Origin of the sequence: Mesorhizobium sp. AR07 (genome assembly GCF_024746815.1) — a bacterium.
In the GTDB taxonomy this organism is placed as follows: Bacteria; Pseudomonadota; Alphaproteobacteria; order Rhizobiales; family Rhizobiaceae; genus Mesorhizobium.
Map to the genome: position 1 here is coordinate 4,746,987 of NZ_CP080525.1, position 23,274 is coordinate 4,770,260.

At 62.3% G+C, this 23,274-nt stretch carries 19 protein-coding genes and 1 tRNA gene; 17 read left to right on the forward strand and 3 right to left on the reverse strand.

The genetic code is table 11. The features are described from left to right. Positions 1 to 9: 9 nt before the first annotated feature. Genes yidC through rpmH form a run of 3 tightly spaced genes read right to left on the reverse strand, consistent with a single transcriptional unit; the run spans position 10 to position 2,343 of the window. On the reverse strand, positions 10 to 1,824 hold the full coding sequence (gene yidC / locus BPNPMPFG_RS23975) for a membrane protein insertase YidC (protein ID WP_258591110.1): 1,815 nt from the start codon (positions 1,822 to 1,824) through the stop codon (positions 10 to 12). 14 nt (positions 1,825 to 1,838) lie between these two features. Continuing rightward, entirely contained in the window at positions 1,839 to 2,192 is a 354-nt protein-coding gene (gene rnpA / locus BPNPMPFG_RS23980; protein WP_258591111.1) for a ribonuclease P protein component, read from the reverse strand. Between the two features lie 16 nt (positions 2,193 to 2,208). After that, positions 2,209 to 2,343, reverse strand: coding sequence for a 50S ribosomal protein L34 (rpmH, locus tag BPNPMPFG_RS23985; protein WP_008833937.1), 135 nt, complete (start codon positions 2,341 to 2,343; stop codon positions 2,209 to 2,211). A gap of 279 nt (positions 2,344 to 2,622) precedes the next feature. Here rpmH and BPNPMPFG_RS23990 point away from each other — a divergent pair, with 279 nt between their 5' ends. The 17 genes from BPNPMPFG_RS23990 to BPNPMPFG_RS24070 all read left to right on the forward strand — a co-directional run bounded on the left by BPNPMPFG_RS23990 (position 2,623) and on the right by BPNPMPFG_RS24070 (position 23,229). Beyond that, positions 2,623 to 4,110 carry a sensor histidine kinase gene (locus BPNPMPFG_RS23990; protein WP_258591112.1) on the forward strand — a complete coding sequence of 496 codons (1,488 nt, stop codon included), beginning with the start codon at positions 2,623 to 2,625 and terminating at the stop codon, positions 4,108 to 4,110. Positions 4,111 to 4,397: 287 nt separating this feature from the next. After that, a tRNA-Arg gene (locus BPNPMPFG_RS23995) sits at positions 4,398 to 4,474 on the forward strand. 563 nt (positions 4,475 to 5,037) lie between these two features. Continuing rightward, positions 5,038 to 5,844: a COG4705 family protein gene (locus tag BPNPMPFG_RS24000; RefSeq protein WP_258591113.1), complete on the forward strand. Its 807-nt coding sequence runs from the start codon at positions 5,038 to 5,040 to the stop codon at positions 5,842 to 5,844. Continuing rightward, positions 5,841 to 6,425: a dual specificity protein phosphatase family protein gene (locus BPNPMPFG_RS24005; protein ID WP_258591114.1), complete on the forward strand. Its 585-nt coding sequence runs from the start codon at positions 5,841 to 5,843 to the stop codon at positions 6,423 to 6,425. Before BPNPMPFG_RS24000 ends, BPNPMPFG_RS24005 begins: the two co-directional genes overlap by 4 nt. A gap of 161 nt (positions 6,426 to 6,586) precedes the next feature. Then, positions 6,587 to 7,264: a winged helix-turn-helix domain-containing protein gene (locus tag BPNPMPFG_RS24010; protein ID WP_258596894.1), complete on the forward strand. Its 678-nt coding sequence runs from the start codon at positions 6,587 to 6,589 to the stop codon at positions 7,262 to 7,264. After that, the gene (locus BPNPMPFG_RS24015; RefSeq protein ID WP_258591115.1) at positions 7,251 to 8,609 is read left to right on the forward strand and encodes a sensor histidine kinase; all 1,359 of its coding nucleotides are present in this window, start codon (positions 7,251 to 7,253) and stop codon (positions 8,607 to 8,609) included. The genes BPNPMPFG_RS24010 and BPNPMPFG_RS24015 overlap by 14 nt, the downstream gene beginning before the upstream one ends. 50 nt (positions 8,610 to 8,659) lie before the next feature. After that, a complete protein-coding gene (locus BPNPMPFG_RS24020) occupies positions 8,660 to 8,815 on the forward strand; it encodes a hypothetical protein (protein ID WP_258591116.1) in 156 nt (51 codons plus the stop codon). 188 nt (positions 8,816 to 9,003) lie between these two features. Further along, a complete protein-coding gene (locus BPNPMPFG_RS24025; RefSeq protein ID WP_258591117.1) occupies positions 9,004 to 9,936 on the forward strand; it encodes a VirK/YbjX family protein in 933 nt (310 codons plus the stop codon). A 108-nt stretch (positions 9,937 to 10,044) separates the two neighbouring features. Further along, the gene (locus BPNPMPFG_RS24030) at positions 10,045 to 10,410 is read left to right on the forward strand and encodes a PepSY domain-containing protein (protein WP_258591118.1); all 366 of its coding nucleotides are present in this window, start codon (positions 10,045 to 10,047) and stop codon (positions 10,408 to 10,410) included. A gap of 281 nt (positions 10,411 to 10,691) precedes the next feature. Further along, positions 10,692 to 11,792, forward strand: coding sequence for an efflux RND transporter periplasmic adaptor subunit (locus BPNPMPFG_RS24035; protein WP_258591119.1), 1,101 nt, complete (start codon positions 10,692 to 10,694; stop codon positions 11,790 to 11,792). Between the two features lie 3 nt (positions 11,793 to 11,795). Continuing rightward, the gene (locus BPNPMPFG_RS24040; RefSeq protein ID WP_319945951.1) at positions 11,796 to 14,999 is read left to right on the forward strand and encodes an efflux RND transporter permease subunit; all 3,204 of its coding nucleotides are present in this window, start codon (positions 11,796 to 11,798) and stop codon (positions 14,997 to 14,999) included. A 361-nt stretch (positions 15,000 to 15,360) separates the two neighbouring features. Next, the gene (locus BPNPMPFG_RS24045) at positions 15,361 to 17,019 is read left to right on the forward strand and encodes an ATP-grasp domain-containing protein (RefSeq protein WP_258591120.1); all 1,659 of its coding nucleotides are present in this window, start codon (positions 15,361 to 15,363) and stop codon (positions 17,017 to 17,019) included. 43 nt (positions 17,020 to 17,062) lie between these two features. Next, positions 17,063 to 18,607: a hypothetical protein gene (locus BPNPMPFG_RS24050; RefSeq protein WP_258591121.1), complete on the forward strand. Its 1,545-nt coding sequence runs from the start codon at positions 17,063 to 17,065 to the stop codon at positions 18,605 to 18,607. Positions 18,608 to 18,726: 119 nt separating this feature from the next. Further along, positions 18,727 to 20,094, forward strand: coding sequence for a pyridoxal phosphate-dependent decarboxylase family protein (locus tag BPNPMPFG_RS24055; RefSeq protein WP_258596896.1), 1,368 nt, complete (start codon positions 18,727 to 18,729; stop codon positions 20,092 to 20,094). Between the two features lie 166 nt (positions 20,095 to 20,260). Then, entirely contained in the window at positions 20,261 to 20,434 is a 174-nt protein-coding gene (locus BPNPMPFG_RS24060; protein WP_258591122.1) for a hypothetical protein, read from the forward strand. A gap of 111 nt (positions 20,435 to 20,545) precedes the next feature. Next, complete coding sequence (locus BPNPMPFG_RS24065) at positions 20,546 to 22,063, forward strand: ArnT family glycosyltransferase (RefSeq protein ID WP_258591123.1); 1,518 nt, start codon at positions 20,546 to 20,548, stop codon at positions 22,061 to 22,063. Further along, on the forward strand, positions 22,060 to 23,229 hold the full coding sequence (locus tag BPNPMPFG_RS24070) for a glycosyltransferase (protein WP_258591124.1): 1,170 nt from the start codon (positions 22,060 to 22,062) through the stop codon (positions 23,227 to 23,229). The genes BPNPMPFG_RS24065 and BPNPMPFG_RS24070 overlap by 4 nt, the downstream gene beginning before the upstream one ends. The last annotated feature ends 45 nt before the right edge of the window (positions 23,230 to 23,274 follow it).

The window sequence follows — 23,274 nt, forward strand, 5'->3', positions numbered from 1 at the left end:
AGAGGCCTGCTATTCCGCCGGCGAGGGTTTCTTTCGAAACAGGGCTACCAGATTGTCCCACAGTTCGATCTTGGCGCCCTGGCGCTTCATGATCACGCCCTGCTGGAGGATCGACAGCGTGTTGTTCCAGGCCCAGTAGATGACGAGACCTGCCGGGAAACCCGCCATCATGAAGGTGAAGATGACTGGCATCCAGGTGAAGATCGCGGCCTGCGTCGGGTCCGGCGGCGTCGGGTTCATGCGCATCTGCAGGAACATGGTGACGCCCATGATCAGCGGCCACACGCCGATCATCAGCATGTGCGGCAGAGTGACCGGGATAAGGCCGAACAGGTTGAACAGCGATGTCGGATCCGGCGCCGCCAGATCCTGGATCCAGCCGAAGAACGGCGCATGGCGCATCTCGATGGTGATGTAGAGCACCTTGTAGAGCGAGAAGAAGACCGGGATCTGCAACGCCACCGGCCAGCAGCCGGCCAGCGGATTGATCTTCTCGGTCTTGTACAGCTCCATCATCGCCTGCTGCTGCTTCATCTTGTCGTCCGCGTATTTTTCGCGGATCTCGAGCATCTTCGGCTGCACCTTCTTCATGTTCGCCATCGACGCGTAGGACTTGTTGGCGAGCGGGTAGAAGATGGCCTTGACGATGACGGTGGTGGCGAGGATCGCCAGGCCGAAATTGCCGAAGAATTTGTAGAGCGTGTCGATCAGCCAGAACATCGGCTTGGTGATGAAGTGGAACCAGCCCCAGTCGATCAGGAGGTCGAACCGCTTGATGTGACGATCTTCGGCATAGGCGTTGATCTTGGCGACCTCCTTGGCCCCGGCGAAGACCTCGCTCTCGACCGTCGCCGATTGACCGGCATCGATGGTGATCGGGTCGGTCAGGAAGTCTGACTGATAGCGATGGCGGCCGTCCTCGAAATAGGCGTAGCGCGGCTGGAACGGCTGCTTCTCGCTCGGCACCAGCGTCACCGCCCAGTATTTGTCGGTGATGCCGAGCCAGCCGTCGGTCGACTTGCCTGGCATCGCCAGCTTGTCCTTTTCGATCGAGGCGTATTTGTGCTCCTGCAGGCCTTCCGTGCCGGTGAAGCCGATCAGACCTTCATGCAGCACATAGGTGCTGGCGACAGCCGGCTTGTCGAACCGGGTGACACGGCCGTAATTGGACAACGAGACGGCAACCGCGCCCGAATTCTGGATCGTATCGGAAACCGTGAACATGTAGTTGGTGTCGACGGAAAAGGTGCGCTTGAAGGTCAGGCCCTTGTCGTTCGAATAGGTCAGCGTGACCGGCGTCGTCGGGGTCAGCGTCGCATTGCCATCGACGGACCACACAGTCTCGGGACCGGGCACCGCGCCGGTCTTGTCATTGCCGACAAAGCCGATCTCGGCATAATAGCCATCGGGCAGTGCTGCCGGGTTGAGCAGGCTGATCTCGGGCGAATTCTTGTCGACCGTCTCGGTGTAGTGCTTGAGCTTGAGGTCGTCGAGACGGGCCCCGGTCAGGTTGATCGAACCGGCGAGGCTCGGCGTGTCGATCTTGATGCGCTTGCTGGTCTCCAGCGCCTGTTCGCGGCCGGCCGGCGTCACGGCATCGGTGCCGGGCGTGCTGGGAATGGCGCCAGGCGCGGCGGGCGTTCCGGCATCAGTGCCGGGATTGGTGCCTTGGGCCGCCTTCTTCTGCTCTTCGATGCGCTGCTGCTCGATACGGGCCGCCTCGCGCTGCGCTTCGCTGCGCGGCAACACATAAAAATATTGCCACACGGCCAGGATCAGCACCGACAGCGCGATGGTGATGAAGAAGTTCCGGTTGTTTTCCATCGAAAGCCCTTGGCCTATCGTGTTCCGCGCAGTCGGCGGGAGAGTTCGGCCTTCAACTGGCCGAACGGAATGGTAAGCACGTCTTCACGCCCGACGATGACATAGTCATTGCCAGGCGCCATGTCACTTGCCGCATGCGTGCGGACGGCCTCTCGCAGCCGCCGCCGGACGCGGTTGCGGACAACCGCATTGCCGACCTTCTTGGTGACGGTGTAGCCGACGCGCGGCGACAGGCCGTCGCCGCGGTCGAGAACCTCAACGAGAAAAAGCCGCCCGCGTCGCTTTTCACCACGACGGACAGCCAGGAATTCCGCGCGCTTCAGAAGCCGCTTGGGATCGGGTCCCACTGGCTTGCCGGATGCGGGCAACGATCTCGTCTTCCGTTCAGGCGCTGAGCCGCTTGCGACCGCGGTTGCGGCGGGCTGCGACGACGCCGCGACCACCCTTGGTGGCCATGCGGGCACGAAAGCCGTGCCGACGTTTGCGGACGAGTTTGGACGGTTGGTAGGTACGCTTCATTTGTTTTAATACCGCGGGGTGCGGCCCTTCTTGATTCTGTCACTGTGTAACAGGAGCTTTGCCGGGCCGGTTTTGGCGCGATCGAAACCGCGCCGGGACGAATGGCCCGAGCGTGAGCGGGCTTATAGAAAGAAGGGTTTTGGAAGTCAATCCGGTGTCGACGGGCGGCAGTCGGTCGTCATTCAGGCACCTTTATGTTTCCGACGAAGGATGAAATTGGCAAAAAAGCCGTAATCGCCTAATCTGCGTTGATCAAGTGATCGTGAAGACATAAGCCGCATGAGCGAAACCATACAAGCGGAGGAAAGGGTCAGCACGGCGCCAGCCGCCGGGCGCACTGTGCCGTTGTCGCGCGGCCTGTCGACAAAGTTGCTGCTCCTGACCATCGTCTTCGTGCTTCTGGCCGAAGTGCTGATCTTCCTGCCCTGGATCGCCAGCTATCGGCTGAGCTGGCTGAAGGAGCGGCTGAGCACGGCCGCCGCGGTGTCGATCGTGCTGGTGCAAGGTGAATCCACCTCGCTGTCGCGCACGGCCCAGAACGACGTGCTGATGGCGATCGGCGCCAAGGCGATCGCGGTGCGCGATGGCGGCGTCTCGCGGCTGCTGGTGGTGGCCGAGATGCCGCCGCAGGTCGACGAACACATCGACATCGCTTCGATCGGCATGATCAAGGGCATGACCGGCGCGCTGGACACATTGTTTTTCGGCGGCAACCGGATGCTGCGCGTCTTCGGCCCGGTCGGCGACAGCGACAAGGAGTTCGAGCTGATCATGCCGGACAACAGTCTGCGCAATGCGATGCTCAGATATTCGCGCAACGTCGCCTTCGTCTCGCTGCTGATCTCGCTGTTCACCGCAATGCTGGTCTATGCCGCGATCGACCTGATCATGATCGGGCCGATCCGCACGATGACGCGCTCCATGCTGTCCTTCTCGGAAGCGCCCGACGATCCCGGACGCATCATCCATCCCGCCGCCCGTGCCGACGAGATCGGCGTTGCCGAGCGCGAGCTGTCGCAGATGCAGGAGCGCCTGCAAAAGATGCTCTCCGAGCAGAAACACCTTGCCGACCTCGGCCTGGCGGTCTCAAAGATCAACCATGACATGCGCAACATCCTGGCGTCGGCGCAGCTGATGTCGGACCGCCTGCGTCAGGTCAAGGACCCGACGGTGCAGGCCTTCGCGCCGAAACTGCTGCGCGCGCTCGATCGCGCCGTCTCCTACTCCGAAGGCGTGCTGGCCTATGGCCGCACCCAGGAGCCGCCGCCTTCGCGCCGCAGGCTGAGGCTGCGCCAGCTGGTCGAGGACGTGCATGGCCTGCTCGACATCGAGCAGGGCATCGAATTCGTCAATGCGGTCGAGCCGGCCTTCGAGGTCGACGCCGATTCCGATCAGCTGTTCCGCGTGCTCACCAATCTGTGCCGCAATTCCGTTCAGGCCATGGCGGCGGACACCGAAAGCGCGCTAATCCGCCGTCTGGCCGTGTCAGGCGAACGGCTTGGCAGCGTCAGCCGCATCGTCGTCACCGATACCGGCCCCGGCCTGCCGCCGAAGGCGCGCGAAAACCTGTTCGCGGCCTTTCGCGGCTCGGCCCGCAGCGGCGGCACCGGCCTTGGCCTGGCGATCGCCCATGAGCTGATCCGGGCGCATGGCGGCACGGTGGAACTGGTCGAGAGCATTGGCGGGCGCACCACATTCGCGGTCACCATCCCCGACCAGCCGGTCCGGCTAGACCAGGCCCGCAACGGCCTGCGCCGCCCGGCATGATGGCTGGCTTTCCGCCCGGCAACCTTTTCCTTCCAAATACATGTCGCCTCCAGAAGTGGCTCCGGCTTTGGGAGGACGGAATGCGTAAAACAACCCGCCCAGACACGGCGCGCTTTGGCTGTTTTGAAGCGCTGCGAAACGGGTTGTCATTGCCGGACGAGACGCCTTTGACAAAACTTTTGCCGGATCGGCTTGCTTTTCGGAAATTCAGTCGCTAGGGAACACGTCTCGTCGCGGCCGGTCGTTCATGATCGGCTTGCGGGGTCATGGAAAGCATGGCCTGTTGCGCGCCCGTAGCTCAGCTGGATAGAGCACCAGACTACGAATCTGGGGGTCAGGAGTTCGAATCTCTTCGGGCGCGCCAACTTCAATGAAAATCATGCGTCAAGCCGTCCCGGCTTAAATGCAGGAACAGAACCGCAACTTGCGGCGCTTTTTTTCGTACAAAATCCGTACAGAGGTCTCGGTTCATCCCTCGTGCCAGATCGGCCTGCGGTCACCGATGGCCGCGCATTTCGGGGCGGACAGGATGCACCGGCTGATGGCTGATGATGGCAGCGCCAGCCCGCTGAATGAAGCAGCAAGCGGACCCTCGCGGGCGGGGGACAGTCGGTCCCGCGTCCCGCGGCCGGAATTATTGTGCGGCGTGCGAGGCAAGGATGTTTTGCCAGCCTTGCCGGGAACATACCGATCCGCAAGCGGGCCGACCTTACGAAATAGTATGCTCGGGGAAAGGTGCTTGCAAAGGAGCTGTCCCATGGTCGGGTGCCGGCAAACAGACGGCGCTTCGACGAAGGATCACCCATGAAAATCCGTACCATCGCGCCGCTCTGTGCCATTGTGCTCGCGCATGCCGACGATTTCTTCAAGCAGGCCATGGACCTGCAGGGCAAGTAACCGGCTCCGGCCAGAACTGGAGCGACATCAATGCTTGCGATTCAACGTTCACCGAACCCGTCAGTCAACCGGGTGCCGGAAGTCACCGTGGAATTTTGGCTCATCAAACTCATGGCGGTCACCATGGGCGAGACCGCTGCCGACTATCTGGCGGTCAACATGGGTTTTGGCCTCAGCGCCACATCTGCATTGATGGTTGGGGTGCTGTGCATCGCCCTCGTCATCCAGTTCAGCAAAAAGCGCTACGTCCCGTGGGCCTATTGGCTGGCCGTCGTCCTGATCAGCGTTGTCGGCACCCTGGTTACCGACAACCTCTCGGACAATTTTGGCGTCCCCCTCGAAACCAGCACAATTCTGTTCACGGTGTTGCTCGCGGCAACGTTCGCGGTCTGGTACGCGCTCGAAAGGACGCTCTCGATCCACACCATCTTCACGACGCGGCGCGAAGCTCTCTACTGGCTCGCGATCCTGTTCACCTTCGCGCTCGGAACGGCGTCGGGCGATCTCGTCGCGGAGCGGTTCGAGGTTGGCTACCTGACCACCGGGCTGCTCTTCGGTGCCGTCATTGCCCTCGTCGCGGCCGCGCATTACCTGCTCAAGCTGAATGCGATCCTTGCATTCTGGCTGGCCTACATCTTCACCCGGCCGCTGGGTGCTTCGTTCGGCGATTTGCTGAGCCAGCCGATGGAGTACGGTGGCCTCGGCCTTGGCACGACGTATACGAGCCTGCTGTTCCTGACGGCCATCGTGCTCATCGTTATGTGGATAACGATCCAGCGCGGTCGAAACGAGGATGGAGCCGTGGAGCCGGAACCCGAGCCCATCGGTCCGACATGACAGCCATGGGCAATCCGGGAACAAGGCGACGCCGCATCGCCATCTGGATAGCCTCGGGGGCGGTGGCCCTGGCTCTGACGCCGGCCGCCGCCCCCCACATCAACAACAACTTCCATACACTGGTGGAAGGGGAAGCCTATCGCTCGGCGCAGCCTATGCCCGAAGAGATCCGCAGCTATTTCGGCCAGCACAAGATTGCGACGATCATGAACCTGCGCGGACCCAGCCCAGGCAGTCCATGGTATGACGACGAGCTCCGGACGGCCAAGGAGCTCGGCATCACGCACATAGACTTCGCCATGTCTGCCCGTCGCGAGCTGACGCCGCAACAGGTTCTCCAACTCGTTTCGATCATGAAAAGCGCAGCCAAGCCGCTGCTCATTCATTGCCAGGCCGGGGCGGACCGAACCGGCCTCGCCTCGGCACTCTACATGGCTGAGATCGCCGGCCAAGGCGAGGCGGCATCGGAAAGCCAGCTCTCGCTCCGTTACGGCCATTATGCCATCCCGCTTGTCGGGACTTGGGAGATGAACCTGACCTGGGAGAAGGCGGAGCCATTTATCGGGTTCTCGAAATCCTAATGCATGTCGCCCAAAAGTGGCTTCGGTTTGGGAGAACGACATGCATGAAAACAAAGACCTGAAGCGCGGCGCCTGAATCCGTTCAAACACGACGCGCTTTAGGCTCACGTAACCTGTCGATGAAATTGTTCATTCACAACCAGCGAAAGCCAGGCAAGGGCATGCGTATCCTGCTTATCGAAGATGATCCCAAGACATCTCACTATATTGCGCGAGGCTTGTCGGAAGCGGGACACATCTGCGATACTCTCTCCGACGGCCGTGACGGCCTCTACGCCGCCACCAGCGGCGACTACGACGTCATCGTTGCCGACCGGATGCTGCCGGGCATCGACGGACTATCCCTAGTCAGATCGGCGCGGGCGGCCGGTATGCGTACACCGGTCATTTTCCTGACTTCTGTGTCCGGCGTCGACGACCGTGTTGAAGGCCTCGAGGCGGGAGGAGACGACTACCTGGTCAAGCCCTTCGCGTTCTCCGAACTCCTTGCACGCGTGAATGCTCTCGGTCGCAGGCCGCCACCGCAGGAGCAACAGACCGTTCTGCGGGTAGGCGATCTGGAAATGGATCTCATGTCCCGCCGCGTGACCCGGGCAGGCGAGGATATCGATTTGCAGCCCAGGGAGTTTCGCCTGCTTGAAGTTCTGATGCGAGCGACCGGGCGGGTGATCACCCGCACCATGCTTCTGGAGCAGGTCTGGGACCTGCACTTTGATCCGAGGACCAGCGTCGTCGAGACTCACATCAGCCGTTTGCGCAGTAAGATCGACAAGCCGTTCGCGTCCCCGCTGCTGCAGACGGTACGAAACACAGGATACATGTTGCGTGTGGGCGGCTAGAAGCCTCGCACGGAGCACGCCGTTCCGCCTTGCGGTGACGTTCGCGGCGTTCCTGATCCTGGCGTTCCTGCTCGCGGGAATTGTCGTCTACCAGCTCATGGACAGTGACCTCACCGACCGCGTCGACGAGGATCTTCAAAAAACCTACTCGCTGCTGTCGGCAACTTATGACCAGAACGACCAGGAGGACCTGGTCTCCACTGTACGGCAACATGCGGCTCTATCCACCGGCGGGAATCAGTTGTTCGGCCTTGTCGCTGCCGACGGCACGCGTCTGGCCGGCACTTTGAACGTCCCGCCCGGCGCGCGGATCCCCGGCTTCGCAACGGTTTCCTCGGACGAACTTGGTCAGAACAATGACGATCCTTACCGAGTGCTCTCCGGTAAAGTCGGCCCGAACACGCTGATCCTCGCCTTCAGCTACGGTGACACCAACGAATTGCGGATGATCGTTCTGTCCGGCTTCGCATGGGCCACGATCATCGTCGCGGTCCTCGCGGTCGCCGGTGGCGCGCTGGTTGCCGCCCGTATCCAGCGAAGGCTGGACGCCATAGCCAGCACCATGCACAAGATTTCACAGGGACGCCTTGACGCCCGCATCCCGCTGATCGGCAATCAGGATGATGTCGATGCGGTCTCGTCGCAGGTCAACGCGGCGCTTGACCGTATCGTTGCGCTCATGGAGGGCCTGCGGCAGGTCGGTTACGACATCGCGCATGATCTGCGCACGCCTCTCAACCGGCTGCGCATCGCGCTCGACAGTGCCGTTCAGAAGGCCGATGCGCCGGCGATCGTGGCAGACCTCGAAGAGGCGACGGCCGAACTCGAGCGCACCACGCAAACCTTTGATGCACTGCTGCGCATTGCCCAGATCGAGGCCGGCGCGCGCCGTGCTCGATTCCAGTCCCTCGACCTGGGCGAGGTCATTGGCAGCGTCCATGAAATCTACGAGGAAGTCGCGATCGATCACGGCAAGACCATCTCGACCAAGGTCGACCCGGTTCCGACGCTGCAGGGTGACCGCGAGTTGCTGGTGCAGCTGTTCGCAAACCTTGTCGAAAACGCGCTCAGACACACGCCCAGCGGCGTCGATATCCTTATCGGCTGCAGCAAGATCGGCAGCCAAATTCAAGTGTCGGTGGCTGACAATGGTCCCGGCATCCCGGCCCAGGAACGCGGAAAGGTGTTTCAGCGTCTTTATCGCATGGACAAGAGCCGGACCTCGCCAGGCAATGGTCTCGGGCTCAGCATGGTCAAGGCGATCGCCGATCTTCACGGAGCAAGCGTTACCCTGGGAGATGCAGGACCGGGGCTGATCGTGACTGTCACGTTTCAGTCGCCATGATCTTCAGCTCGGTTCGAACGGTCACTGCCGCATGGAATTGGCGCTGCGGCATGTTGTCCTCGACCATCGATCCCGGCGCGCTGCTCGACCACGGGACGATGGCCCCAAGGTCAGGAACCGCTTCCGACGCCGCGAGCAGGAACGGCCACGCCGGCGGCAACAGGATGGTCGGCCGCCTGGTGAGCCACGCCCCAGACCCGACCTGAGAACATTGTCCGCACTCCGCTTGGAGCCTGGTCTCAAGCGGGCAAACTCACTACGATTTTTCCGCTTGCTAATTCGCAAGGCAGCCCTTTAGCAGGTGCTTTATTACAAATCGGTATTGTCGCGGTGAGGCGCCGGTAAGGTCAGGTGCCCGATAGTGCAGACCGATAATGGGGGAGGATGACTGTCGATGGAGGCAATGGGGCGATCACCGCCAAGCGTCAGGCGACGACGACAGCCGTCCAGATTCAGGCATGGGCTGAACCGATGGGTCCACAAGATCAAGTGGGCCGCGCTTCGGCGGATATTTCGCGGGGATATCGCCGCCATCCAGTCCAAACTCAGTGCCGAACCGTTCGCTGTGATCCTTGGCCGGTATCCCGACATTCCCCTGAAACCCGTCCGGCCCTACCTGACGGGCGGCCTGAACCGCCGGCATCGTCGGGGCGCTGTCATTGGTCACTATGCCGCGGCCGCAAGGCTTCTGACCGACGCGGCGGTGGTCAGTAGCCACACTGGCGGCCAGCAGCTGTTGAGTGTTTCGACCGCTGAGGGCGAGGTCACGGTCGAGCTGACAGGCCAGGATGGCTTGTACAGGGAGGCCGAGTGGCGTTTGCTCCTGCGCTTGGACGGGCGGCCGATTACCGAGATGGGCCTCGCGATCGTGGACAGGCCGCTTCTGCGCATCGATGGCGAGGGACAGGTGCTCTGGATAGGCGCGCTAAAGTCCGCGTCGGCCGGCGTGCAAGGCCTTGATGATGCCCGCATCCTGACGAAGGCCATGGAAGGACTGCGACCCAAGAGCCTGCTGCTGCTGGTGGCCCAGGCTCTTGCGCGCTCGCTTGATCTTTCCGGGCTCGTTGCCGCGTCGAACGCGGGCCATGTCTTTGCAAGCGACCACAGCCTGCGCCGCCGCATTTCCGCCGATTACGACAGCTTTTGGGTTGAATCCGGGGGCAGCCGAGTGCGCCGGATCATGTTTGATCTGCCCATCACGAAGGCGCAACGCGACCCGGCCGAGTACAAGCCCAACAAGCGGGCGCAGGTACGCCGGCGTCACCACCTCGAGCTCGAGATCGCTCGCCGCGTGGCCGAGGCTATCAGGCCAATGCGCCGGACCTGAAAGCCCTCTCGTGAGGATCTTACGCAATGGTATGCGTCCGGCAAGCTGCTCGTCAGAACTGGCGGGCAGGGTGTGACGGAGGGGATCAACCGTCACAAGGAGAATATCATGAACAGCAACAGTCTCACCGCACTGATCTTCGCAGCCGGCATGCTGGCCGTCGCCCTGCCCCACGCGAACGCGGAAACTGGCGGCAACGAAGCGAAGGAATTGCAGGCCGTGCAATCGGCCAAGATCAGTGTCGAGGAGGCGGCCAAGGCCGCGAAGTCGAAGGTCGACGGCACGGTTTTGTCGGTCCAGATTTACGAAGTGTCCGGGAAGGCAGCCTATCATGTTGAAGTCGTCGGTACGGATGGCAAACAGCATGATCTTTTGGTCGATGCGACCACCGGTGATGTGAGCCAGATGGCTTCAAACCAGGAGAATGACCAGGAGGGCGCTGCGGGTGAGGGGGCCGACGGTTCACAGGACTAGCATATGGCCGAGGCCTCGGCATAAAGATGGGGGCGGCATTTCGATGCCGCCCTTTATCGAATGCATGTCGCCCAAAAATGGCACGCCGGCTGCCGCGACACCTCGGCAAATTACCTTACATATCGGTAAGCCACTTGTCAGACGCTGGTAAGGTTGGGCCCGTAGGATGCATGCTCGCACGACCGTGAGTTGACGAGGACGCGCTGCGCGTCGATTGTGGAACCGAGAACCGGACGGACGTGAAATTGAGTATGATCGCCCGCCGGTTCAGGACCTTCCGAATGCTTCGGATAGCTGCCATCGGCTCGCTCATGTTGGGTCTCGCAAGCGTTTCGACGTTGGTTGACGCATTGGCGGCGGATGCCACCATTCCCGTGGTGGCGGATGTCGCGCGCACCGCCGACGTCCCGGTCTTTCTCGTAGGCCTTGGCTCTGCCCAGCCGCTACGCAGCGTGACCGTGACCAGCCGCATCGACGGCCAGTTGCTCAAGCTGGACTTCGCCGATGGTCAGGATGTGCATGTCGGCGACCTGCTCGCCGAAATCGACCCGGAGCCCTTGCAGGCCGCGCTCGCGCAGGCGCAGGCCACCAAGACGCGGGACGACGTTTTGCTGGCCAACGCCAGGCTCGACCTCGCCCGGGCGCAGACGCTGACCACCAAGGGTGTCGGCTCGACGCAGGCGCTGGACACGGCAAAGGCCGCCGTCGCGCAGCTTGAAGCAACCGGCAAGGTCGACCAGGCTGCTATCGACATCCAGCAGGTCCAGTTGCGCTTCACGCAGATGCGCTCGCCATTGGACGGCCGCGCCGGTATCCATACCGTCGATGCCGGTGCCATCGTGCGCGCCAGCGACACCGGCGGCATCGTCCGGATCAACCAAATCCATCCCATCGCCGTCGACTTCTCGCTGCCGTCCGACGATCTTCCCCAGATCCAGGGCGTGATGAAGGCGGGCGACGCTCCGGTGATTGCGCTGGACAATGGCGGCCAGCAGCTGGCCGCCGGCCGCCTGAGCGTCGTCGACAACCAGATCAACAACGCCACCGCGACCATCAAGATACGCGCCGTCTTCGACAATGCCGACGACCGGTTGTGGCCGGGACAATTCGTCAATGTCCGCGTCCAGGTGGAATTGCAGCGCGGCGTCACCACTGTGCCGGTGACGGCGATCGTGCGCGGCCCGGATGGCACCTATGCCTTCATCGTCGGCAAGGACCGGCACGTCGTCAAGCAGCCGGTGACGGTCGGCTATTCGAACGCCGAGCTTGCCGTCGTCGGCAAGGGCATTCAGCCCGGCGACACCGTCGTCACCGATGGACAGTATCGCATCCAGGAGGGAGACCTGGTCGACGTCACCGGCCCGGCCCAGGCGGCGGACTAGCGCATGAACATCTCGGCGCCGTTCATCGTCCGCCCGATCGCCACCACGCTGCTGGCCATCGGCGTGACGCTGGTTGGGCTGGTGGCGTATTTTCTGCTGCCGATCGCCGGCGTGCCGCAGGTCGAGATTCCGACGCTGCAGGTCTCGGCCAGTCTGCCCGGGTCGAACGCCGAGACGATGGCGACGACGGTCGCCGCGCCGCTCGAAAGGCAGCTGGCGCTGATTTCGGGCGTGACGTCGATCAGCTCGAGCAGTTCGCTCGGGCGCACCTCGATCCAGGTCGAATTCGACCTCGACCGCAGCCTCGATGGCGCCGCCCAGGATGTGCAGACCGCGATCAGCGCCGCCAGCGGCGACCTGCCCAAGGGCCTTCCCAGCCCGCCGACCTACGAGAAGGCCAATCCGGCCGACGCGCAATTGATGTCGATCGCCGTCACCTCCACCGACCTGCCGATCGACAAGGTCGACGACTATGTCGAGAACTACCTGGCGCTGCAGCTGTCGCGGATCACCGGCGTCGGGCTTGTCGATTTCCATGGCGAGCAGAAATCGGCGGTCCGCGTCCAGGTGAACCCGTCAGCAGTCGCCGCGCTCGGCCTCAGCCTCGAGGACATCCGCGCGGCGATATCGAGCGCCAGCGTCAACGCGCCGAAGGGCACGCTGAACGGCCCGCGGCAATCGCTGACGCTGGCGGCCACCGACCAGCTGTCCAACGCGGCCTCGTTCAATTCGGTGATCATCGCCTACCGCAACGGCGCGCCGGTCCGGGTCAGCGACATCGGCACCGCCGTCGACGGCGTCGAGGACATCAGACAGGCGGCGTGGCTCGGCAGCCAGCGGGCAGTCATCATGGACGTCCACAAACAGCCCGGCTTCAACATCAATCAGACCGTGCAGTTGATCAAGGACGCGCTGCCCGAGCTTCAGCGCACGCTGCCGCCGTCCGTCAAACTGCAGATCCTGGGCGACCGCACCCAGACGATAAGGGCCTCGGTTGGCGAGGTTCAGTTCACCATGGCGATCAGTGTCGGCCTCGTCGTGCTGGTCATCTTCCTGTTCCTCAGACATGTGCGCGCCACGCTCATTCCGAGCATCACAATCCCGGTGTCGCTGCTGTGCACCTGCGCGGTGATGTATCTGCTCGGCTACACGATCGACAATGTGTCGCTGATGGCGCTGACCATTGCCGTCGGCTTCATCATCGACGACGCCATCGTCATGGTGGAGAACATCATCCGCCACATCGAGAATGGCGACACGCCGCTGCAGGCCGCACTCACCGGATCGCGCGAGATCGGCTTCACCATCATCTCGATGACGCTGTCGCTGGTCGCCGTCTTCATTCCGCTGCTGCTGATGGGCGGCCTTATCGGCCGGCTGTTCCGCGAGTTCGCGGTCGCCGTCAGCATCGCAATCATGATGTCGGGGCTGATTTCGCTGACGCTGACGCCGATGATGTGCGGCTGGCTGTTGAAGCCGATCGACCGCAATGCCCGCGAGAACATCGCGTCGCGGGCGCTGGAGTCGGCCTTTGCCGGCATGCTTCACCTCTATGAGGTGGGCCTGCGCTGGGTGCTGCGTCACAAGCCGGTGATGCTGCTGTTCATGGCGGCGACGCTCGGCGCCACCGTCTATCTCTACCAGGTCATTCCCAAGGGGTTTTTCCCGCAGCAGGACAACGGCACCATTTCGGGTTCCTCCGAGGCGGCGCAGGACATCTCCTATGACGCGATGGTGCAGCGCCAGCATGAATTGGCCAAGGTGGTAACCGCCGACCCGGATGTGCAGACGGTCTATTACTGGGTCGGCGCCAACCCGACCGTCAACAGCGGCCGGCTGATGATCGATCTCAAGCCGCTGAGCGAGCGGCATGCGACGGCAACGCAAGTGATCGCCCGCCTGCGCAAGGCCGCGGCCAAGGTCGAGGGCATCGCGCTGTTCGGCCAGGCCCGCCAGGACGTGCAGATCGGCGCGCGGGTCAGCAAGACGCAATACCAGTACACGTTGCAGGATCCCGACGTGAACGAACTGTTCAAATGGGCGCCGATCATGCTGGCCAAATTGCAGACCTTGCCCGAACTGCAGGACGCGACCGGGGACCTACAGGCGAGCGCCCCGAGGATGACGCTGAGGATCGACCGCGACCTGATCGGCCGGCTCGGCATCACGCCGCAAGCCGTCGACGATACGCTGTACGACGCCTTTGGCCAGCGCCAGGTAGCGACGATCTTCACCCAGCTCGACCAGCACCATGTGGTGCTGGAACTGCAGCCGCGCTTCCAGGAGGACGCCTCGGCACTTGCGCGCCTGTTCGTGCGTTCCGCCACCAGCAGCCAGATGGTGCCGCTGTCGGCGCTCGCCCGCTACGAGACGTCGGTGTCGCCGCTGACGATCAACCACCAGGACCAGTTTCCCGCCGTGACGCTGTCGTTCAACCTGGCGGCCGGCCATTCGCTCGGCGACGCGGTATCGGCGATCCAGCGACTGGAACAATCGATGATCCTGCCGCCGACGCTGACGACGCGCTATCAGGGCTCGGCCAAGGTCTTCCAGTCGTCGCTGGCCAACCAGCCCTATCTGATCCTGGCGGCGATCATCGCCGTCTATATCGTGCTCGGCATTCTCTACGAGAGCTTCGTGCACCCGATCACCATCCTGTCGACACTGCCATCGGCCGGCGTCGGCGCTTTCCTGGCGCTGATGCTGCTTGGTTATGATTTCTCGCTGATTGCCCTGATCGGGCTGGTGCTACTCGTCGGCATCGTCAAGAAGAACGCGATCATGATGATCGACTTCGCCCTGGACGGTGAGCGACGAAGGGGTTTGTCGGCGCAAGAGGCGATCTATCAGGCCTGCGTCCTGCGCTTCCGGCCAATCATGATGACGACCATGGCGGCCCTTCTCGGTGGCCTGCCACTGGCGCTTGGCAGTGGCGCCGGCTCCGAGCTGCGCCGGCCGCTCGGCATAGCCATCGTCGGTGGGCTGCTGCTGTCGCAATTCCTGACGCTCTACACCACACCCGTCGTCTATATCTATCTCAGCCGGTTCAGCCATCTGCGATGGTTTCGGCGTCGCAAGATCGACCCGGAGATCATCATGCCAGACGCCGCTTCAGCGCCGGCCCAGCGCCGGATTGAAGACACCGGCAGCCCGGGGATAGAGGCTCCGGCACAAAGACCGCATGTGCGCGGAGTGGCAGCGAAATGACCGTCTTCAAAGGCACGGCCGGACCAATCGATCACCCGTCTTAAACTTCGTCGGAAGCCTTTCCCGCTTGAAAACCGCCAAACGGCGGCTGGCCGGCCGGCAACGCTTGTCGCTCCGGGTTGAGCATCTCGCCTTCATTGCCTTTCGTGCCAGCAATAAGCGAACCAGCTGTTCATTCGCGGTGCGCGCATCAGGCGTCACAAGGCTCGCACAAGCACCAGCAGCGAAAGTGAAACGGCACGTGGTGTGCTAGGCAGCGGAGTGAAGGCTTGATCGGCCGCAGCTACCGCCTGGTGGAAGGCTTGATGGCTTGAAAAGCGCGGCGGCTCAAATAGAGACATTTGAAGATTCGAACCGCATCATGGGCAAGGCGCCCATCGTGCGTGCGGTCTTTGAGGGACGAGATATCTCCCCCTTGTGGAACACGCTGTTCGGCCGTGTTTCCGCCGATATCACCGATGCCGCGGCGTTTCTGGATGTGTCGATCCTGCTTCATGCGATCGGCGAGGAAGACAAGGCGGTGCTCAGCCAGAGGGCTGCACTCGATATCAGTCGACACTACCGGATACGCAACGGCCTCGGCACAGGACCCAACGTTCTTGTTTTCGTGACAGCCGGCGATTTCATGGCGAACACGCCGATCGAATTTCTGCTGGAGGCATCCGACGCGAACATCCTGCTCCACTATGTCGACGCTGACACCGAGGACCTGAAGGATGTTCCCGAGCATGACGTCGCCTTCGTGGCAGTCGGCGAGTCCGCGGCAAATCTTGCCGTGCTGGAGAACCTTGACCGGCTGCTGCGCGATTGGGCGGGCCCGATAATGAACAACGCGCCACGCCACATCATGGCCCTGTCCAGGGATGGCGTCGCGGAGGCGCTGAAGGACGAACCCTCGATACTTGCGCCCGCCGCTGCGCGCGTTCATCGAAGCGTGATCGAGAAACTGGCATCCGGGGAAATCGAGGTTGCCTCGATCCTGGAGGCAAGCGCCTTCCCGGTGATTGTCCGCCCGTTCGGCACGCATGCCGGCAAGGGAATGGAGAAAATCTCCACACCCCTGGACCTTTCGGCCTACCTGAAGTCTCAAGCGGACGCCGAATTCTATATCACGCCATTCATCGATTATAGCGGGACAGACGGCAAATTCCGCAAGCAGAGAATCGCGTTCATCAACGGGCGGGCCTTTGCCAGCCATCTCGCGGTTTCCGAGCATTGGATGGTTCACTATCTGAACGCCGGCATGACTCAGCACGAAGACAGGCGTGCCGAGGAAGCTTTGTGGATGGCCACCTTCGACAGCGACTTTGCGGTTCGTCACGCGCGCGCGTTCGATGCCCTTCATCGATGTCTCGGCCTGGATTACTTCGCCATTGATTGCGCCGAACTCGCCGACGGCCGCCTGCTGGTGTTCGAAGCGGATGTCGCGATGATCGTTCATTCTATGGATTGGGAGAGTATCTTTCCCTACAAGAAGAGCGCCATGAGGAAGCTCTTCGCGGCATTCGAAAACGCGCTGTCACGGCGCGTGGCGCGGGTGATGTCGACACCGACGATCACAAGCGCCCATACGGGAAAACCCGCCGTTTATCAGCGAACACAGGACGACTGCCTGGTTTGTACCCTGGCGATGCTTACGGGCCGAACCTACGAGGAAATCGAAGCCATCGCGCAAAGCTGCGATCCGGCATATCCGCTCGGCGGCCCGATGAGCCATTCCATCATGCGCGGCGTTGCCAACAAATGCGGTTTCGTTCTCCTGAGCAGCATCTACATGCTGTGGGAAAAGCCCGCGATCATAGGCGTGGTCTCGCCGACCATTCCCAACACCGGCCACGCCGTTCTTTGGGACGGTGAGAAAATCATCGATCCGGGTTTCTGCGAACGCGTCGATCGATCCTATGTCGACCGATGCGGGTTGGAATTCACGCAGCGGGCGAGCGATCTCCAACCGCTGATCAGCCATGAGTCTCGGATCTCCTACCTGGCCGGTGCCGTGGCGGCCAATGAACCGCTTTGATCGAGACCAGTTCGCTGCCGCCGCCGTGACCACGGAGACCATCATGCCCGCAATTCAGATGGGAATCCTGCAGGTGCCGGCGAACCCGGCGCTGGATATGGCTGGCCTGGATCATCTTTCCCATTCGCTGGCGTCCGTTTCATTCCTGCTTGGGACGGGTGGCGACAGACGCATCTGGCCGGATCCGATCTCGCGGCGTAACCGCTATGGAACGCGCGCAACCCCGGCGCACGATGAGATCTCGTTCTCGTCGACAACGGCGAGCAACATTTCCGACGACGGCTTCCTGGCGGCAGGGGTCGAGTTGGGGCGCCTCGTCGATCTTGAATCGCCTTCCCCTGTCGCATTCGATCAATGGTTTGCCGACATCCGAGACCGGATTGCGAGCAGTCTTGGCTGTGCGGGCGCACAGGTCATTCTCGCAGCTTCCGGAACGGATGCGGAGCTTCTTGCTCTCTGCATGATTGCCGGCGTTTCCAAACGCCCCTTGACCAATGTGCTTGTCGCACCGGACGAAACGGGAAATGGGGTTCCACGGGCGGCCGCGGGGCGGCATTACTCGGATGTGACCGCGCTCGGCCGCACTGTGGGGGCTGGCACGCCGCTTGAAGGCTTGCCAGTGGACCGCATCGAAGTGCGCACGATTGCGATCCGCAACGCGACGGGTGAGCCTCGACATCAGCATGAAATCGATGACGACGTCATCGCAGCTGTCGAAGCGGAACTCAGGCGAGATCGTGATGTCCTTGTTCACGTGCTCGATACGTCGAAGACAGGATTGCCGGCGGTAACGCGGCAGGCTGCGCGCCATGCCGCCGCCCTGGCCCCCGGACGCGTACATATTGTTGTCGATGCCTGCCAATTCCGCGGCCCGATCTCGCGGCTGAGGCAGGATCTGGCGGATGGCTTCGTGGTGGCTTTGACCGGATCCAAATTCATCGCCGGGCCACCTTTTTCCGGCGCCCTTCTTATCCCTTCGGCGCTGGCCGAGGATTTTGCGGCAAGGTCCGATGTTCCCGCAGGGCTGGCGGAATACAGCGCAGCTCAAGACTGGCCGGCGGCACTGCGCCACCGGATGCGCTTCGCGTTCAAGTCGGAACTGAATCTGGGACTGGGTTTGCGGTGGGTCGCGGCCTTGGCCCATCTCGACAGCTATGCCGAGATCGATGAATCGCGGCAACGCCTCGTCAAGGAACAGTTTGTCCGCCTGGTGCGTTCTCGAATTGAGGCCGTCAGAGACATCTCGCTTCATCGGGACGATGACGGCGACCATCTCGGCTCACGCGCAATGGTCCCGTTGACCGTCACGAATGGCGCCGGTGCTTTCGCTTCGTTCGAGCACTGCCAAAACATCCAGGTCTCGATGCGCGGTCTCGGCGGGGGTCCGATCTGCCATGTCGGGCAAGCCGTTCGTCTGGGTTCGCGCACGGTGTTGCGCGTTGCAGCCTCCGCTGCCGATGTCGTCGACGTTTCGGCGAGGATGACGGCTGGCCAGTCGCTGCATCAGGCATTCGGGCCGATAGAATCCAGGCTCGACGTCTTCTTCCACAAATTGTCGACAGTGCTTCACCAGTTCCGAGGTGCCTGATGTCGCTGGCCATCCAGCAGGAGCGCGGTGCGGAAAGCGGTGCAGCCGAGACGGCCGCCAGCTTGGACCCATCGAACTGGGATCAGTTTCGCGACATCGCGCATGGCCTGCTGGACGACATGATCACCCACATCGAAACCATCAGGCAGCGGCCGGTATGGCAGGAGCCTGCCCGAGAAACGCGCGAGAGGTTTACCCGGCCGTTGCCGAATGAGCCGCGCGACCTTGGCGATGTCCTGGACGATGTGCGCAGGCACATCATGCCGTTCGCAACCGGCAATCTGCATCCGTTGTTCATGGGTTGGGTCCACGGGGCGGGCACGCCGATCGGAATGGTGGCCGAAATCGTCGCGGGCGGTCTGAACATGAACTGTGGCGGCCGCGACCATGCCGGTCTGGCCGTCGAACAGCAAATCGTCCGCTGGATGAGCGAAGCGCTCGGATACCCCGATGGCGCGAGCGGATTGTTTCTCACCGGCTCTTCGATGGCCAATTTCGTCGCCGTCACCATCGCCAAGACCGAAGCGCTGGGCCAGTCGGTGCGGGAGACCGGCTTGCGGAACTCCGATCGCGAGCTTGTCGCCTATACGTCCGCCGAGGCCCATTCCTGCATTGCGCAGGCAATGCAATTGTCCGGCATCGGATCGGCAAATTTGCGAACCGTTGCGGTTGATGCCGCCGGCAGGATGCTCCCCGACGCCTTGTCCGCAAGCATTGCGGAAGACCGTGCGAAAGGATTTCTGCCTTTTCTCGTGGTCGGGACCGCTGGGACGGTGAACACCGGGGCAATCGATCCGCTTGCGGAAATCGCTGAAATCGCGTCCAGGGAAAAACTCTGGTTTCACGTCGACGGGGCGATCGGTGCACTGGCCGTGTTGTCCAGTTCCTTGCGTGATCTGTTCAAGGGCATGGAGAAGTCGGCGTCGGTGGCGCTTGATTTTCACAAATGGGGGCAAGTTCCCTATGATGCCGGATTTCTGCTGGTGCGCGATGGCGGCGCCCAAAAGCGTACGTTCGCGCAGCCGGCTGCCTATCTGCAGCGAGCCGATCGCGGACTGGCGGCCGGCGAAACCTGGCCTTGCGACCTGGGTCCGGACCTGTCGCGTGGATTCCGTGCGCTGAAAACCTGGATGACGATCGAGACGCTTGGTGCCGACAACATCGGGAAGTCGATCGCTCATACCTGCATGCTCGCGCGCCATCTCGCTGACCGTCTCAGCCGCCACCCGGCATTTGTACTGAAGGCGCCCGTTGCCCTTAACATTGTCTGTTTTGGCATTCGTCGAGGCGACGCCGGGTTCGTCCGGAATCTGGTGTCGGATCTTCAGGTATCCGGCCTGGCAGCGCCGTCGTGGACCACCCTCGACGGCGAACCGGTGGTGCGCTGCGCCATCGTCAACCACCGGACGACGACAGCGGACATCGATGGATTTATGGATATTCTCGACACATATTTGGCCGAGAGGCGGGAAAAGCTCCAGAATTGATGCGGCACGCTCAAATCCCGGCCGAGCGAAACCGCAATATCCTCGCCAATCGAGGCTCCGTCTTACCGATTTGTAAGAACGCGGCAATTCTCCAGTATGGTTGACGGCGCAGAATCTCTCCAGAACCGCTGCGGCTAGACATCTCTCTACAAGCCGAAGGCCTGTCGTGTTCGAGAGGTGGCTTTTGCAGATGCTCGGTCGCGGTCATGCCTTCAGGCAGGGCAAATGGATATGGGTCACCACGGTTCTGGTGCTGCTCACCCTTACCTGTGTCCTGATCGTCATATCCAGAAATGAGCCGGCCCCGGACGAGCGCTCGCATCTGCTTTGGATCTGGTAACGCCCGATGTACCTGGATCAGTCTGATCGTGGCGCGGCTGTCGGAAAGCGGTCTTTATCCGACCTGGCAAGACAACCGCTGACATCTCCGGTTTTCCAGATGGCATGTCTGGTGGTCGCGTTTCTGATCTTGCGGATCGGACTTGCCTCGACAATTCCGCTGTCGATCGACGAGGCCTATGCGGTGGTGGTGTCGCGCAGCCACTCGCTTTCCTATTTCGATCATCCGCCGCTCGGCTTCGCGCTTGCCCGCCTGATGGCGGATATCTCCGGTTGCGAATGCCAGCTCCTCATGCGGCTTCCCTATGTGGTGTTGGGCTCGCTGTCGGCGCTGCTGCTGTTTTCGCTGACGCAATCCGTCTATGGCGCGGTTGCCGCGTTCTGGGCCGTAGCCTGGTACACGGTTGCGCCGTTTTTTCTGATTTCCGCCGGACACTTCGTCGTTCCGGACGGGCCGCTCAACTTCTTCCTTCTGGCCAGCGCTTGCCTGGTGGCGCCAATGCTTCTCGGCGCAAAGCCACGCTTCGCGCTGCTCCGTTGGATCGTCGCGGGCGTGGCACTTGGCTTGGCCTTGATGTCCAAATATCAGGCCGGTCTTTTCGGCATCTCGGCCCTGCTTGTCCTGCTGTTGACGAAGCCTGGTCGAGACCAGCTGCGGACGCCCGGGCCCTGGGTCGCCGGCCTAATCGCGGCACTCGGCCTGGTGCCGGTCGTGCTGTGGAACATGAGCCATGGCTGGATCTCCTTCGCGTTTCAGTCCGGTCGCGGCATGGCCGCCGACGGCCATGTTCTGCATCCGGCAAATCTCGCCATTACGCTGCTCGGCCAGGCTGGCTATTTGTGGCCACCGATCTGGCTGGTCGCGATGGCCTGCCTGTGGCGCGGCGCCAGAAGCGACACCGCGGCCGATCGCTTCTTCGTGCTGCTGTCGTTGCCAACGGTCGCGTTCTTCGACCTGATCGCCCTGATCAGTGCCCATTCGCTGCCGCATTGGTCGATGAGCGGTTTCCTGTTTGCGTTTCCGCTTGTCGGTCAATGGTGCAGTCGTTTTTCGCAACGCCGGCCGACACGGCTGGCGGTCTCCTTTGTCATCGCCGCCCTTGTGGTGCCGCTGCTGGCTACAGGGTTCGCGGTCCAGGCAAGGACCGGGGCCTTTACGCGACCTTTCTATGACCGGGCTCCAAAATTCGATGTCAACTGGCAGATTGTCGACTGGTCCTCATTGACGGATGTGGTGGGTGGCCACGAGATCGGGGACGCCGACACCTATGTCGTTGCCTCGAACTGGATGCAGGCGGCGCGGATCGCCTATGTCCTTGGACCAGGTATTCCCATCGAGGTGCTTCCGGGAGACCCGCGCCACTTCCAGTTCATGGATGACAGGCGCCTTGAGGGCCGCAGCCTCGGCCTCTTCGTCGGAGCTCTGAAATTTGGCGACGAAGCCGCCGGTGAAAAGGCTTATCGCGACAGTCTCGGCGGTCTCTTCGCTGTCGACGGACCTCCCAGGCATATCACGCAGCGCATCGCGGGCTTTCCGGTTTTCGACATTCTGATCCTCCCCGTCAGGAGGACGCTGCAAGCGCCCCTCCACGACGGCGGCTTGCCGCGGGGAAACAAAGTTCTCCCATGAACCATGTGACACACAAGACATCGAGCGGGGCCATGGAGCCGGCAGCGCACGCAGGATTTCCCGTGACAGAGCGGCAGCGCGGTGGCGCCGAACTGACGATTGTCATTCCGACGCTGAACGAGCGCGCCAACATCGGCCTGCTGGTCGGCCGGCTGCGGCAGTCGCTGCGTCAAATCGAGTGGGAAGTGGTCTTTGTCGATGACGATTCGAAAGATGGAACGATAGCGGCGGTGCGCGACATCGCCGCCGGCGATCATCGGGTTCGCGGCATCAGGCGTATCGCCCGTCGCGGTCTTGCAGGCGCCTGCCTGGAAGGCATCCTGTCCAGTTCGGCACCATTCGTTGCCGTCATGGACGGGGATCTGCAGCATGACGAGACGTGTCTTCCCGCCATGTTCGAGATCATGCGGCGCGGTGAAGCCGATCTGGTGATCGCCAGCCGGTACGAAAATGCGGGGAGCGCCGACAGAGGATTGACGCGGTTGCGTTCAAGCGGCAGCCGGCTGGCGACGCGCTTGGCGCGCTTGCTGTTGAAGACGCCGATCAATGACCCGATGAGCGGTTTCTTCATGCTGCGCCGGGACATCGTCGATGCCGTGGCGCCGCGGCTTTCGCGGCAAGGGTTCAAGATCCTTCTGGATATCGTCGCCTCTTCGGCTGCGCCCCTGCGCATCAGGGAAATCCCTTACGTCTTCGGTCCGCGCCTGCATGGACAAAGCAAGCTCGATTCGCTTGTCGTGCTGGAATATGCCGGCTTGCTGGTCGCCAAGGCCTCCGGCGATCTGGTCTCGACGCGGTTTCTGGCCTTTGGCCTGGTCGGGTCCGCCGGTGTTGTTGTTCATCTTTCCGTCCTGCATGCGTTGCTGCCACACGGCGTGCCTTTCGCCCTGGCGCAGACCGCCGCCATGTTCACCGCAATGGCCTTCAACTACACGCTGAACAACACCTTCACCTACCGGGACCAGCGCCGGCGCGGTTGGCGATTTCTGACCGGCTTCGCCATGTTCGCCGCGCTGTGCAGTTTTGGCGTCATCGCGGGGGTTGGAGTGTCGACGCTTCTCTACACCAGCCCGTCACGCTGGTGGGCGGCGGGCCTTGCCGCGGCCGCTGTGGGCGCTGCCTGGAACTACATCACCAATTCCGCCATCACCTGGCGTGCGCGGTAACGACCGACGCGCCATCTGGGGCACCCGCCGGCAGGGATGGGATAC

Coding starts and splice junctions, on each gene's coding strand:
- BPNPMPFG_RS24020 (WP_258591116.1), top strand. CDS start 8,660: ATGTTGTCCTCGACCATCGATCCCGGCGCGCTGCTCGACCACGGGACG.
- BPNPMPFG_RS24040 (WP_319945951.1), top strand. CDS start 11,796: ATGAACATCTCGGCGCCGTTCATCGTCCGCCCGATCGCCACCACGCTG.
- rpmH (WP_008833937.1), bottom strand. CDS start 2,343: ATGAAGCGTACCTACCAACCGTCCAAACTCGTCCGCAAACGTCGGCAC.
- BPNPMPFG_RS24000 (WP_258591113.1), top strand. CDS start 5,038: ATGCTTGCGATTCAACGTTCACCGAACCCGTCAGTCAACCGGGTGCCG.
- BPNPMPFG_RS24025 (WP_258591117.1), top strand. CDS start 9,004: ATGGAGGCAATGGGGCGATCACCGCCAAGCGTCAGGCGACGACGACAG.
- BPNPMPFG_RS24070 (WP_258591124.1), top strand. CDS start 22,060: ATGAACCATGTGACACACAAGACATCGAGCGGGGCCATGGAGCCGGCA.
- BPNPMPFG_RS24010 (WP_258596894.1), top strand. CDS start 6,587: ATGCGTATCCTGCTTATCGAAGATGATCCCAAGACATCTCACTATATT.
- BPNPMPFG_RS24035 (WP_258591119.1), top strand. CDS start 10,692: ATGCTTCGGATAGCTGCCATCGGCTCGCTCATGTTGGGTCTCGCAAGC.
- BPNPMPFG_RS24055 (WP_258596896.1), top strand. CDS start 18,727: ATGATCACCCACATCGAAACCATCAGGCAGCGGCCGGTATGGCAGGAG.
- BPNPMPFG_RS24050 (WP_258591121.1), top strand. CDS start 17,063: ATGCCCGCAATTCAGATGGGAATCCTGCAGGTGCCGGCGAACCCGGCG.
- BPNPMPFG_RS24045 (WP_258591120.1), top strand. CDS start 15,361: ATGGGCAAGGCGCCCATCGTGCGTGCGGTCTTTGAGGGACGAGATATC.
- BPNPMPFG_RS24030 (WP_258591118.1), top strand. CDS start 10,045: ATGAACAGCAACAGTCTCACCGCACTGATCTTCGCAGCCGGCATGCTG.
- BPNPMPFG_RS23990 (WP_258591112.1), top strand. CDS start 2,623: ATGAGCGAAACCATACAAGCGGAGGAAAGGGTCAGCACGGCGCCAGCC.
- yidC (WP_258591110.1), bottom strand. CDS start 1,824: ATGGAAAACAACCGGAACTTCTTCATCACCATCGCGCTGTCGGTGCTG.
- BPNPMPFG_RS24005 (WP_258591114.1), top strand. CDS start 5,841: ATGACAGCCATGGGCAATCCGGGAACAAGGCGACGCCGCATCGCCATC.